Origin of the sequence: Wolbachia endosymbiont (group B) of Villa cingulata, assembly GCF_964028285.1 — a bacterium.
In the GTDB taxonomy this organism is placed as follows: Bacteria; Pseudomonadota; Alphaproteobacteria; order Rickettsiales; family Anaplasmataceae; genus Wolbachia.
This window is the reverse complement of record NZ_OZ034766.1, coordinates 256,809-270,884: the sequence shown is the minus strand read 5'-3', so window position 1 is coordinate 270,884 and position 14,076 is coordinate 256,809. Positions and strand designations below refer to the sequence as shown.

Sequence of the window (14,076 nt, the reverse complement as noted above, 5' to 3'; positions counted from 1 at the left end):
ACGTTACCTACTATCCGAAGAGTGATGCAACAAAGCCATCCCAGTGTCAGCTACTTTCATGACAAGAAAAGAAGCACTGGTTTCACATGAATCTGAACAGATATCATGTTTTTCTTTAGTTTACTGCTTACAAAGTGACTTTTTTTGTTTCTGCATGAGCTAAATTAACTACCAATATCATACCTGAAGAACCCACCTGACCATTCTAGAAAATTTAACGCTGAGTACACTTTACTTTTAGCTTCTTCCACAGTGTTTCCTTCTCCTACTATATTTAGCACTCTTCCGCCATCGGAAATCCAATTACCACTTTCATCCAACTTAGTACCAGCATGAAAAACTAGCACACCAGGAATGTTTTCAATTTTATCCAATCCTTTAATTACCTCTCCTTTTTGATAATCACCAGGATAGCCTTTACTTGCAACAACTACACAAACTGTAGTTTTGTGATTAAACTCCACCATTTTTGTATTTAACTTGCCTTCTGCAACTGACAACATCAACTTTAACAAATCACAATTTGGATCAAGTCTAGGTAAAATAGATTGTATCTCCGGATCCCCAAACCTAACATTATACTCAAGAAGCTTTGGACTATCTTTGCAAATCATTAAACCAGCAAAGAGTACTCCTTTATAGGATGTTACCATGTTAGTCAGTGCTTGAATTGTAGGATATATTATTTTTTGGATAATTTTTTGCTCCATCTCCTTACTTATAATCGAAGGTGATGAGTATGACCCCATGCCTCCAGTATTTTGTCCCTCGTTATTTTCACCAACTCTCTTGTAATCTTTTGCACACCCAAGGGTTACTACCTTCAACCCATCAATAAGAGCAAAAAAACTTACTTCCTCTCCAATTAAAAACTCTTCTATGATTATTTCTTCACCTGACTCACCAAGATTTTTCTCCACTAGCATTGAATCTATTGCTGAAAAAGCTTCATTTTCTGTGTGGCATATTATGACTCCTTTCCCTGCTGCAATTCCATTTGCTTTAATTACAAGCGGAAATTTTATTTTATTACTACGGACAAAATTTTTAGCTAACCTTTCATCAATAAAACGTTCATACTTGGCGGTCGGTATACCATATTGTTTACATAGTTCCTTCGTAAAAGACTTTGATGCCTCAAGTTTTGCAGCTGCTTGACTTGGAGCAAAAACGTTTATCCCCTCCGCAGTTAAATCATCAGCAAGCCCATTAATTATCGGCTGCTCTGGACCAATAATCACTAGCTCTATATTTTCTTTCTTGCAAAATTGTGTAACATCCACTGAATCTTGAATATTTATATTCACAAGAACTCCAAAATTCTCCATGGCCGGGCGACCAGGAGTAACATATAACTTAGTCAAGGTAGGAGACTTCTTTAAAGCCCAAAGTAAAGCATGCTCACGCCCACCAGAACCTATAACCAAAACCTTCATCTTTATTTCCTCGCTTTTTTATATGTCAAAATTATTGTTTGCTTATAACAGTATCATTACTCATGTATCTTTGCAACACGTTTGGTATTGTAACTGACCCATCGGAATTTTGATAGTTCTCCATTATGGCAACAATTGTTCTTCCTATGGCTAAAGCTGAGCCGTTTAAAGTGTGAACGTATTTTTTTGTTTTTCTGTCAGTTTCTAAGAAGTATTTAGTGTTCATTCTTCTTGCCTGGAACGTACCGCAATTTGAGCAGCTTGATATTTCTCTGTACTTATTTTGCTCAGGTAACCATACCTCTATATCATAAGTCTTTTGTGCAGCAAAGCCCATATCACCACTACAAAGCAGCATTATTCTATACGGTAGTTCTAATTTTTTTAATATTTCCTCAGCAGCATTTGTCATGCGTTCAAGCTCATCTTTTGACTGGTCTTCAGTTGTGATGCTTACCAACTCCACTTTACCAAATTGGTGTTGCCTTATCATACCTCTTGTATCTCGTCCTGCACTGCCAGCTTCTTTACGAAAACATTCTGAATATGCAGTAAAACGAATAGGCAGTTCTTTTTCTTCTATTATTTTGTCAGCAACTAAATTTGTTAAAACTACTTCACTTGTGGGAATTAATCTTAATTTATCGGTAGTTAAATATGAGTCATCAGAAAATTTTGGTAGCTGACCAACGTTATACATCGCCTCGTTTTTTACCAGGGCTGGGTGATAAACCTCAGTATAGGCAAATTCATTAACATGTGTTTCCAGCATAAAATTTATTAATGCTCGTCCAAGCTTAGCTAACTGTCCTTTTAATATTGTAAACCTTGATCCAGAAATTTTTGCTGCTTGCTCAAAATCCATCAAGCCTAACCTTTCTCCGAGTTCATAATGAAATTTTGGCATAAAACTAAATTGCCTTTTTTCTCCATATTTTCTGATTTCTACGTTGGAGCTCTCATCTTCACCTATTGGTACATTTTGTGCAGAAATATTTGGTAAGTTAGATAAAATATCCACTAACTTATTTTTTTCTGTTTGCTCCTTGAGGCTGATTGTCTCTATCTCACTTGTGATGCTTTTTGATAACTTTACTTGTTCTTCACATGGGCTTTTGTTCATTTTAAGCCTCTTTATTTCTTCCGTGACCTCGTTTCGTTGCTTATTTAAAGCTTGCAATTTAGTAGTCAGTGATCTTTTTTTATGGTCTATCTCTAATATTTCTTTTGCAGTAAATTCTTTCACCCCTCTGCTTTTTATTGCTTTTTCAAATCCTTTAGGGTTTTTGCGTATATGTTCTATATCATGCATATGTTGTGCTATTACTAACATCATTACTCTACTTCAAAAGCTTTGAATGCTCAATATTTTTACATATAAATGCTAATATTGATTTTACCTTCATAATTTGCTAGAATTGATAAACTTGTAATAGTTTAGACTTGATCTGACAAGCATGAATTAACTGACAGAAGAATTGACAAAGTCAAAACCAAAATCAGCATCCTGTTTAATGCTATCAATATTTTTCTGATAAGCAATATGCATACTATCAAAAAAGGTTTGCATAGGCATAGCAATATTTACCTGAATGCGGTCTAGATATAATAGTTTAGACTTAATCTGACAAGCGAATAGAGTAAGATAAAAATATAAACAAATTTTAAAGGAGTGTCAGATATGAGTACAACACAAGAAAAAATATTAAAACCAAAGTTAGGATTGCTAGAACTTGCAAAACAATTAGGGAATGTATCGCAGGCATGTAAAGTGATGGGATATTCGAGAGATACATTTTACCGATTCAAAGAACTATATGAAACAGGAGGAGAAGAGGGATTACATGAGATAAGTAAAAGTAAGCCATTATATGCAAATAGAGTATCAGAGAATATAGAAAAAGCAGTAGTTGAAATAGCAATAGAATTTCCAGCATATGGACAAGAAAGAGCAGCAAATGAACTGAAAAAGAGAGGAATTCTAATATCTGCTAGCGGGATAAGATCAATATGGCAAAGAAACGATCTTGAAAATTTTAAAAAGAGATTGAAAGCGCTGGAAGCGAAGGTAGTACAAGATGGTATAATTTTGACAGAGGAGCAAGTTACTGCTTTAGAAAAAGCTAAGGAACAAAAAGAGGCACATGGCGAAATTGAGACACAACACCCTGGATACTTAGGTAGTCAAGATACCTATTATGTAGGCAATATCAAATGTATTGGACGAATTTATCAACAAACTTTTATTGATACCTACTCTAGAGTGGCCTTCGCTAAGCTTTATACGGAGAAAACTGCCATAACAGCTGCAGATCTTCTCAATGATAGAGTTATACCATTTTTTGATGAACAGAAAGTTCCATTGCTACGCATTTTAACCGATAGAGGTACGGAGTATTGTGGCAAACCAGGGAATCATGCGTACCAGCTATATTTGGGAATAGAAAATATTGATCACTCTAGAACCAAAGCTTATTCTCCACAGACTAATGGTATATGTGAAAGGCTTCATAGAACTATGCAAGACGAATGTTACAATATTATCTTTAGGAAAAAGATTTATAGTACTTTGGAAGAGCTTCAGTTAGATGTTGATCATTGGTTGCATTCTTACAATAGAGCTAGACCTCATTCTGGTAAGTATTGCTACGGTAAGACTCCTATGCAGACCTTTTTTGACAGTATGCATATTGCTTACCAAAAAAATATTGATAACATTAAAGCAGATTCTGATATCGGTTTTGACTTCGTCGATTCTTCTGTCAGATAATTCATGCTTGTCAGATTAAGTCTAAACTATTACACGGCAAACCTTGGCTGATTAATCAAGCAATAAACTTTTTGAGTGAAAATAAAGTTTCTGAGCCAACAGCCTCAGAGAGATTAAGCATAATACTCAAGCATTATGACAGTATTCTTGAGTACTATGGAAGCGATACAGGAATAAAGATGGCCCGCAAACATATAGGATGGTACAGTAGCGGGCTTCAAAACTCATCTGAATTTCGTGTAAGAGTAAATAACATAATAGACAGCACAGAGGTGAAAGAAAATATAATTGATTTTTTTAGTTAAAAACAGATTAAACATACTACCTCATTAGCTATATTCAACTTGACTGATCATAGTGCGATACCACCACACTCTCTTCTTCATCAGAATGTAATTGATAACTATTATCACTCAGCAATTTTTCGTCATAAGTCTCAATATCAAAATATTTTTCATATTTATCTATATTTTCACAAAGCGAAAGTGCTTTCACCTTATTCATAACCAAACCCGTACCAGCAGGAATTAATCTTCCTACTATAACATTTTCTTTTAACCCACTCAAAGGATCACTCTTTCCACAAAATGCTGCTTCCGTAAGTACTTTTGTTGTTTCTTGGAAAGAGGCAGCAGAAATAAAGGAATTAGTTTCAAGGCTTGCTCTAGTAATTCCCTGCAGAATAGGAAGATAATGAGCAGGTCGTTTTCCAGAGTTATTCATAGCATCATTTTCTCTATCAATTTCCAGCCTGTCGATATTTTCTCCAATTAAGTACATAGTATCACCAGGATCGGTAATTTCTACTTTTTGTAGCATTTGCTTTAAGATCACTTCCAAATGCTTGTTATCTATGCGCACACCTTGCAATCTATAAACTTGCTGTATTTCAGAAATCATATAGTGTGCTAACGCTTCTAACCCAAGCACACGTAGAATATCATGAAGATCAGGATCGCCATCCATCAATAAATCACCTTTACGCACAAAATCACCTTCATTGACTATTACATGCTTATTTCTTGATACTAAATACTCAACTGGAGAAGCTTGCTCATCTACAGGTTTAATTACTATACTGCGTTTTCCTCTACGGTCTTTTTCAGAGAACGTTACATAGCCATCTATTTCACTAACGATAGCATGCTCTTTAGGACGACGTGCTTCAAATAATTCTATAACCTTAGGCAAGCCACCAGTAATATCACGAGTTCTAACTGACTCTCTCGGCGTTCTTGTGATAACATCACCTGCATGAACCTTTTGGCCATCCTGTACATTAAGCACTGCACCAACTGGTATAAAGTAACATGCTTCCACACCACTTGAAAGTGTTATTACTTTTTCATTATCATCAAGCAATGCAATACGAGGACGTAAATTAGCTACACCAGAGTGCAATTTCCAATCTTTTACTACTCTATTTGATATTCCTGTAGATTCATCCATCACTTCAGTGATTGAAATTCCATCTTTTAAATCCTGGTAAGATATTGTACCACTCTTTTCCGTAATAATAGGTAATGTATACGGATCCCATTCCGCAACTTTATCACCAATTTTTACTAACTCACCCTCATTTACATAAAGTTTAGCACCATAAGGCACACTGTGCTTCAATTTTTCACTACCAAGGCTATCAATTAAAACGACTTCACAGGAACGGCTTATCACAATTTTATTTCCGTTTTTATCTATAATTATATTACTATTGTTTAATTTTATTCTAGCATTAATAGAAGCTATAATATTTGAGGATTCAACACCTCTAGTCATTACCCCACCTATATGGAAAGTACGCATCGTTAACTGAGTACCTGGCTCTCCAACAGATTGAGCAGCGATAACACCAACTGCTTCACCTATTGAAACAATTTTACCAGTTGCAAGGTCTCTTCCATAACACAAAGAACACACACCAGGACTTATTTCACAAGTTAAAGGCGATCTAATTTTTATAGCATCAAGACCTGCAATGTTGATTTGCTTTACTTTATCTTCATCAATTAATTCCCCTGCTTTTAATAATAACTCTTTGGTTACTGGGTTATATATATCATTTGCAGCTGTTCTACCCAGTACAACACTCTCTAGAGATGCAACTATAGTACTACCTTCAACTATAGCTCTTACAATAAGGCCATTTTTCGTTTTACAGTCATGTTTTGTAACTATGCAATTTTGAGATACATCAACCAAGCGACGAGTTAAGTATCCAGAGTTTGCAGTTTTAAGTGCAGTATCAGCTAAACCTTTACGCGCACCGTGAGTAGAATTAAAGTATTCAAATACATTTAATCCTTCGCGAAAATTAGAAATTATAGGTGTTTCTATAATTTCACCAGAAGGTTTGGTCATTAACCCTCGCATTCCTGCTAACTGCTTCATCTGGGAAGTAGAACCCCTTGCACCGGAGCTAACCATCATATATATTGAATTGTACTTACTATTTTCATCATACAGAGATATCGCTTTTAACATATCATTCGCTATTATATCTGTGCACTTAGACCACTCATCTATAACTTTATTATACCTCTCACTTTTAGTGATTAGTCCATCTTGATACTGTGCAGAAAATTTCTTAATTTCACCCCTTGTATAATCAACGTGTGTAGCTTTAGTTTCAGGTATGACCATATCGCAACGACTAAAAGAAGTACCAGAAAATGTAGCATACTCAAAGCCAAGTGTCATCAATTTATCAGAAAATACCACTGTAGCACTTTGACCGCAGCTACGATATACTAAATCAACAATGCTAGTTATTTCCTTAACTGTTAATACCTGATTTATTAAATCGAAGCTTAGATTCTTATGTTTAGGAAAAATCTGCCATAATATTAAACGTCCAGGAGTTGTAAAAATAGTTTTATACTGAATGTTTCCATCGCTATTGATGTATTCCATTTTGTACTTTATATGAGAATGAATATGTAGAGTACCGTTGTTTAAGGAATGCTCAACTTCACAAAAAGCACAGAAAAGTGGTAAATCATCCTCCTTAAGTTGCTGTAAAGTTAGGTAGTATATACCAAGCACTATATCTTTACTAGGAACTATAATCGGTCTTCCATTAGAAGGACTTAAAACGTTATTAATTGACATCATCAACACTCTAGCTTCAAGTTGAGCTTCCAATGAAATTGGCACATGTACCGCCATTTGATCACCATCAAAGTCAGCGTTAAATGCTGTACAAACAAGTGGATGAAGCTGTATTGCTTTACCTTCAATAAGGACTGGCTCAAAAGCCTGAATACCAAGCCTATGTAGCGTAGGCGCTCTATTTAGCAAAACAGGATGCTCTTTTATTACTTCTTCAAGCATATCCCAGACTTCTGGCTTTTCTGCTCTTATTAACTTACTAGCAAATTTAATAGTTGGAGCCATTCCATATATTTTAAGCCTTGAGTAAACAAAAGGTTTGAATAACTCAAGAGCCATTCTTTTCGGTAATCCACACTGATTTAGTTTCAAAGTTGGACCAACAACTATTACAGAACGTCCAGAGTAATCTACCCTTTTTCCTAAAAGATTCTGACGGAAACGACCTTGCTTTCCTTTCAGCATATCGCTAATAGACTTTTTATATCCAGTAGCGCCAGCTTTATTTACCAGAGCATTACGACGACTATTATCAAAAAGAGAATCAACTGCCTCTTGTAACATTCTTTTCTCATTACGAATCATAATCTCAGGAGGATTTAAACTTAACAATTTTCTCAATCTATTATTTCTATTAATAATAGTTCTATAATGATGATTTAAATCAGAAACTGCAGGTCGACCACTTTCAAGCGATACCAAGGGACGCAAGTCAGGTGGTAAAATAGGTATAGCTGTAAGTATCATCCACTCAGGTCTGTTTCCAGACTTGATAAAATTTTCAACAATACGTAATCTCTTTATAATTTTCTTTCTTCTCATTTCAGAAGCAACAGACTCTAACTCCTGTCTTAAATTCTTCCTAATTTCATGTAAATCAAGGCGTGTTAGCAATTCTCTTATAGCTTCAACACCTTGCATAGCTATAAAGCTATCGACCCCATAGCTATCTTTAGCTTCATTATAAGCTTTCTCACTAATAATTTCACCTTTTTCAAAAGAGGAAACAAGGGGATCTATTACAACATAATTATCACTATATAAAATACTTTCGATATCTCTAAGAGACATATCTAATAATGCTCCAATTCTTGAAGGAAGTGACTTCAAAAACCATATATGAGCAACAGGAGATGCAAGCTCTATATGACCCATTCTTTCTCTTCTTACTTTAGAAGATGTAACTTCTACTCCACATTTTTCGCATATACGGCCCCTATGTCTTCTTTTTTTGTACTTTCCACATAAACATTCATCATCATTGACAGGACCAAAAATTTTAGGACAAAATAATCCACCTTTCTCAACTTTGAATGTACGGTAGTTTGCAGTTGAAACATCTGTTATCTCTCCATAAGACATACGTTTAATACTTTCAGGGCTAGCAATGGAAATGCTAACCTCATTAAAAGATTGTGCGATATTAGTGTGAGATATATCTTCAATTACTATGTCATTTTGCTTCAAATCCACATTAAAACACAAGGAACGCAACTCTTTTATCATGACATTAAAGGATTCAGGAATTCCACATTCAAAGTTACTGTCACCTTTTATTACCGATTCATAAATCTTAACCCTGCCATTAATGTCATCAGACTTCACAGTTAACATTTCCTGCAAAGTGTAAGCAGCACCGTAGGCTTGCAGTGCCCAACATTCCATTTCACCAAAACGCTGACCACCAAAATGAGACTTTCCTCCAAGAGGTTGTTGAGTAACCAAACTATAAGGTCCTACTGAACGCGCATGAATTTTACCATCTACTAAGTGATGCAACTTAAGCATGTACATGTAACCAACTGTAACTTTGCGATCAAACTTCTCACCCGAGCAACCATCATATAATACAACTTGCCCAGAGTTATCCAATCCAGCAAGTTCAAATAGCTTTACTATTTGTTCATCTTTTGGACCTTCAAATACAGGTGCAGTAACAGGAATGCCATCACGCAACTTATACGCAAATTCAATGAGGTGATTATCATTAATATCGCGAATGTTATTACAAATAGATAAATTACTGCCACAACTATAAACCTCAATCAGGAAGTGACGTAAACTATTGTGTGCATCTTTACAAGAGTTGAAATAATTCTCTACTAATGTAGTCAATTCATTATTTAATTCATCCTTATTAGGCGTATCTAAAATAGAAGCCGTTATTTCATCATCATTAATATCCTCAAATTTTTTATTATCAAGATATAATGCTGCAAATTTTTCAAAATCATCATCACTGAGAGATCTAATTGCCTCACAAAAAGCACGTTTGATTTTATTGATCTCATCAAGAATATTGCCTACTTTTTCTCCTAATTTTTTACAAGCCCAACCTACATGCGTTTCCAATATTTGACCTACATTCATTCGCGAAGGAACGCCAAGAGGGTTAAGAATAATATCAATAGGAGTACCATCTTCTAAATAAGGCATATCTTCTACTGGAACAACTCGAGAAATCACACCTTTATTTCCATGTCTACCAGCCATTTTATCCCCTGGCTGCAAACTATGTTTTACAGCAATAAAAACTTTTACTGACATCGACACACCTTGAGGCAGATCATAGCCTTCATGCAATTTTTCTACTTTTCGCTTAAAGTTTGCTATCGCATGTGATACTTTTTCATCAAAATCTTTTTTTAAGCTCTCAACTTGCTTAGAAATAGATTGGTTTTTCAATCCTATATCCCACCATCCCTCACGTTCAATAAAATTAATACTTTCTCGATCTTGAGAGCCAGAATTAATAAGAATTTTTCTTAATTCATCATAGAAATATTGATTAATAACATTGATTATATGGTCTCGTTCTTTCTCAAAGTCGTTTGCCTCTTTTTGTTTAATAAGAAACGCCCTTTCGTTTTCTTCTTCCCCTCTGCGTGTAAAGACCTGCACATCAATCACTATCCCTTCAATATCTGGAGATGTATATAAAGAGGAATCCACACAATCAAATGACTTTTCACCAAAAATTGTCATTAACAATTTTGTCTCAGGAGGCAATGAAAGAGAATGCTTAGGTGTAACTTTCCCCACCAAAATATAACCTGGACCAACTCTTGTACCAACCTTTACTATACCACTATCATCCAAGTGATAAAGATTTTCTTCATTAACACCGGGTATGGCACGAGTTATTTTTTCCGACCCTAAAGGAGTATCATGTACAACACATTCAAATTCTTCTATATGAATAGAAGTAAATAGATCTTTTTTAACAACTTCACTAGAAATAATGATTGAGTCTTCAAAATTATAACCTTGCCAAGACATAAAAGCGACTAGCAAGTTTTGGCCAAGTGCCAATTCACCGTTATTAATAGCAGGACCATCAGCTATCACATCACCTTCCTTAACACAATCACCTACATGCACCAGTGGTTTCTGGTTAATACAAGTATTATGGTTAGAACGCTGAAATTTTCTTAGATGATAAATATCTACATCCAAGTAGTTAATTCCTCCTTTGTCAAAAGCACGTATAACTATAGAGTTACTATCTGAGCTGTCAACTATGCCACCACGTTTTGCTAAAACTACAGCACCAGAGCCAGAAGCTACGAAAGATTCCATGCCAGTAGCAACCAAAGGAGCAGTAGGCTTCAATAAAGGTACAGCTTGACGCTGCATATTTGAACCCATTAACGCTCTATTAGCATCATCATTTTCTAAAAATGGAATTAAAGAAGCAGCAACCGATATTACCTGCTTAGGAGATAAATCAATGTAACTTACTTGATTACTATTTACCATTACAAAGGTACCAGCATACCTACAGTATAACATATCATCAACAAAGCAGTTGTTCTCATCAAGCTTTGCGCTGGTATCGGCTATATAATATAAACCTTCATCTATAGCAGACAGATACTCAATTTGATCAGTAACAACCTTATTAACTACTTTCCTATAAGGACTTTCAATGAACCCATATTTATTAATACGAGCGTATATAGCTAAGCTGTTAATTAAGCCTATATTCTGCCCCTCAGGAGTTTCAATAGGGCAAATTCTTCCGTAATGAGTTGGATGAACATCACGCACTTCAAATCCCGCCCTCTCTCTTGTTAAACCACCAGGACCTAACGCTGACAACCTTCTTTTATGTGTTATTTCAGATAATGGATTAGTCTGATCCATAAATTGAGATAATTGGGAAGAGTTGAAAAAATCTCTTAAGACATTGGTTAACACTTTTGGATTTATAAAATCAGATGGAGAGACTTTATCTAAACTAGAAGTAGACATAGAATCAACTACTGCCCGTCCCAATTTTAATAATCCAGTTCTAAATTGATTTTCTATAAACTCTCCAACTGAACGGACTCTTCTATTTGCTAAATGATCAATATCATCTACAGATCCTTGACCATCACGTAACAATACTATTTTTCTTATAATTTCAATAATGTCTTCATGTGTTAAAGTAGTTAAATTTTCCTCATAATTTAACCCAAGGCAAGAGTTAAGTTTTAATCTACCAATGTTAGACAAATCATAATATTCCGGACTGAAGAAAAGATTGCGAAAAAACTCCTCTACTATCTTTAAAACAGGAACTTCACCAGGACGCAAGACCTTATATATTTCATATAGAGCGTTCTCATAAGACATGTTTTCATCTAAGAAAAGTGTGTTTAATATGTAAGGTCCAACAGAAACATTATCTATGTTCAACACTGATATTTTATCTATAGATAATAATTCAAGCTTTTTTATATCCTCTAATTTTATAGATTCACCAGCAGATAAGACTTTTGTAGAACTAGCACTATCTATTAAATCTTCTGCAAGAAATAAACCACATATAGAATCATAAGGAATTAGATACTCTTTCAATCCGTTATCATATAGATTTTTAGCTAATTTTGAAGTAATACGAACATTAGCTTTAAGTAACACATTGCCTTCAACATTCTTTAAATCAAAAGGAAGCCTCACTCCCTTGAATTTATCAGGGGAAAAAGGTACTCTCCAGCCACTTTTATGTTTTATATACTCTATTTTTTCATAAAATTTATTAAGTATGTCATTATTTGATAAGCCCAAAGCCTTTAATAAAACTGATATTGGCAACTTTCTCTTTCTATCAATACGAAAATACAAATGATCTTTAACATCAAACTCAATATCAAGCCAAGAACCTCTATAAGGAATAACTCTAGCAGAATAGATCAATTTGCCAGAATTGTAAGTTTTTCCCTTATCACTATCAAAAAACACTCCAGGAGATCTATGCATTTGTGAAACGATAACTTTCTCTACGCCATTGATGATGAAAGTACCTTTATCAGTCATCATAGGCAGTTCACAAAAGCGAACCTCCTGCTCTTCAGCAGATTTTATAACAGTTGCAAGCTTAGAATGATCATCATCTTCTTTAATCTCTTGATATTTTTCAAGAGAAACACCATCCTGCATAATAACAAGACGTATAGAAGCAATAACCTGAGCAGAAAAAGTTATACCACGTTTTATACATTCAGATTCACTATACTTAAGATCATCTACCCTACAATTCAAAAATTCGATAGTAGCCCTATGCAAAGGATCAGATATTGGAAAAATTGTATGAAAGATAGCTTCAAGTCTTTCATTACTTTCATTATTAGGAGTAAAGGAATTATATGACCCCTTTTGGACTTTAACCAAATCCAACAAAGAATCTTTTAAATCAATCGACCTGGAATAAGAAACTCTAGGAACAAAAGCACTAGAAGTACACATATAAGAAGAATCAACCATTAAAATACCTTCACTAATTAAAAGAGCTATATCAACATAAAATTAATATACTAACATTTTATTCAAGCTCAACTTTAGTTGCTCCTGCTTCAATAAGTTTTTGCTTTATTTTTTCTGCTTCGTCTTTAGAAACATTAGCAGTCAAATCTTTGGGTAAAGACTCAACTAATTCTTTCGCTTCTTTTAAATTCAATGTAGAATTAACTTCTCTAATAGCTTTAATCACTCCTATTTTTTTGCTTGCATCAATCTCTTTGATTACAACTTTATATTCAGCTTTTTCTTGAGCAACAGGAGCATTAGCATTATCACTAATAGGCACCCCAGCACCAACAGCCCCACCAAGAAAAGAACCACTAGGCAACCCTATTTTTTCTTCTAGAACTTTTACAAGTTCAGAAGCTTCTAATAGATTTAAAGATAATATTTTATCAACCAAATCACTTGTTACATTATTCATACTTACCACCATTTAACAACAAATTTATTTTTTAGAACTATAGTAATCCAAAACTCTCATAAGCCTCATAGAAGATGAATTAATAGACAATGCTAACCGAGCAGGAATATCATAAGATATTAAACGCATAATTTTAACACGCAATTCATCCAGAGAGGGAAGCTTAGCCAATTTGTTAACATCTTCCACTGTTAACAATTCATTTATATGAGCCGCACAAATCACAGACATTTTTTCTTTGTTAGCATTAATAAAATCAACTATTAACTTTGCAGCTTCTACTATAGCACTAGAATATATAATAGCAACAGAACCAGAAAATTTACCTGATAAATAAGAAAATTTACCAGTCCTTTCCAAAGCCAAGCAAGCTAGAGTATTTTTAACTACTAACATCCCACCCATTACAGATTTTAGACTATTCCTAAGAATTAATGAATTGCTAACATTCATAGACTTGAAATTTACCAATATTAAGAAATCATTATTTACAAACACATTCATTATGTTTTGTATAAATTCATCCTTATCTTTACGCTTCACAATTTCGC

General features: G+C 34.4%; 6 protein-coding genes and 2 pseudogenes. 2 read left to right on the top strand and 6 right to left on the bottom strand.

Annotation, left to right across the window (positions count from 1 at the left end):
* Positions 1 to 164: 164 nt before the first annotated feature.
* The 3 genes and pseudogenes from purD to ABWU52_RS01455 form a co-directional block, all read right to left on the bottom strand.
* Positions 165 to 1,436, bottom strand: coding sequence for a phosphoribosylamine--glycine ligase (gene purD, locus ABWU52_RS01465; protein ID WP_353277187.1), 1,272 nt, complete (start codon positions 1,434 to 1,436; stop codon positions 165 to 167).
* A gap of 31 nt (positions 1,437 to 1,467) precedes the next feature.
* Complete coding sequence (serS, locus tag ABWU52_RS01460) at positions 1,468 to 2,748, bottom strand: serine--tRNA ligase (RefSeq protein WP_353277677.1); 1,281 nt, start codon at positions 2,746 to 2,748, stop codon at positions 1,468 to 1,470.
* 150 nt (positions 2,749 to 2,898) lie between these two features.
* Positions 2,899 to 3,040: pseudogene (locus ABWU52_RS01455) on the bottom strand (IS481 family transposase); the annotation flags it as partial.
* Positions 3,041 to 3,117: 77 nt separating this feature from the next.
* Here ABWU52_RS01455 and ABWU52_RS01450 point away from each other — a divergent pair.
* Both ABWU52_RS01450 and ABWU52_RS01445 read left to right on the top strand, forming a co-directional pair.
* Complete coding sequence (locus ABWU52_RS01450; protein WP_353276176.1) at positions 3,118 to 4,206, top strand: IS481 family transposase; 1,089 nt, start codon at positions 3,118 to 3,120, stop codon at positions 4,204 to 4,206.
* A 32-nt stretch (positions 4,207 to 4,238) separates the two neighbouring features.
* Positions 4,239 to 4,511 (top strand): annotated as a pseudogene (locus tag ABWU52_RS01445) (tRNA-dihydrouridine synthase); the annotation flags it as partial.
* Between the two features lie 34 nt (positions 4,512 to 4,545).
* Here the strand turns inward: ABWU52_RS01445 and ABWU52_RS01440 are convergent.
* Genes ABWU52_RS01440 through rplJ form a run of 3 tightly spaced genes read right to left on the bottom strand, consistent with a single transcriptional unit; the run spans position 4,546 to position 14,068 of the window.
* The gene (locus ABWU52_RS01440) at positions 4,546 to 13,065 is read right to left on the bottom strand and encodes a DNA-directed RNA polymerase subunit beta/beta' (protein WP_353277185.1); all 8,520 of its coding nucleotides are present in this window, start codon (positions 13,063 to 13,065) and stop codon (positions 4,546 to 4,548) included.
* Between the two features lie 58 nt (positions 13,066 to 13,123).
* Complete coding sequence (gene rplL, locus ABWU52_RS01435) at positions 13,124 to 13,525, bottom strand: 50S ribosomal protein L7/L12 (protein WP_007301986.1); 402 nt, start codon at positions 13,523 to 13,525, stop codon at positions 13,124 to 13,126.
* A 24-nt stretch (positions 13,526 to 13,549) separates the two neighbouring features.
* Entirely contained in the window at positions 13,550 to 14,068 is a 519-nt protein-coding gene (gene rplJ / locus ABWU52_RS01430) for a 50S ribosomal protein L10 (RefSeq protein WP_007301987.1), read from the bottom strand.
* Positions 14,069 to 14,076 lie beyond the last annotated feature (8 nt).

Bases quoted from the DNA above. Each gene is read 5' to 3' on its own strand.
- purD (WP_353277187.1), bottom strand. From the start codon at position 1,436: ATGAAGGTTTTGGTTATAGGTTCTGGTGGGCGTGAGCATGCTTTACTT.
- serS (WP_353277677.1), bottom strand. From the start codon at position 2,748: ATGCATGATATAGAACATATACGCAAAAACCCTAAAGGATTTGAAAAA.
- ABWU52_RS01450 (WP_353276176.1), top strand. From the start codon at position 3,118: ATGAGTACAACACAAGAAAAAATATTAAAACCAAAGTTAGGATTGCTA.
- ABWU52_RS01440 (WP_353277185.1), bottom strand. From the start codon at position 13,065: ATGGTTGATTCTTCTTATATGTGTACTTCTAGTGCTTTTGTTCCTAGA.
- rplL (WP_007301986.1), bottom strand. From the start codon at position 13,525: ATGAATAATGTAACAAGTGATTTGGTTGATAAAATATTATCTTTAAAT.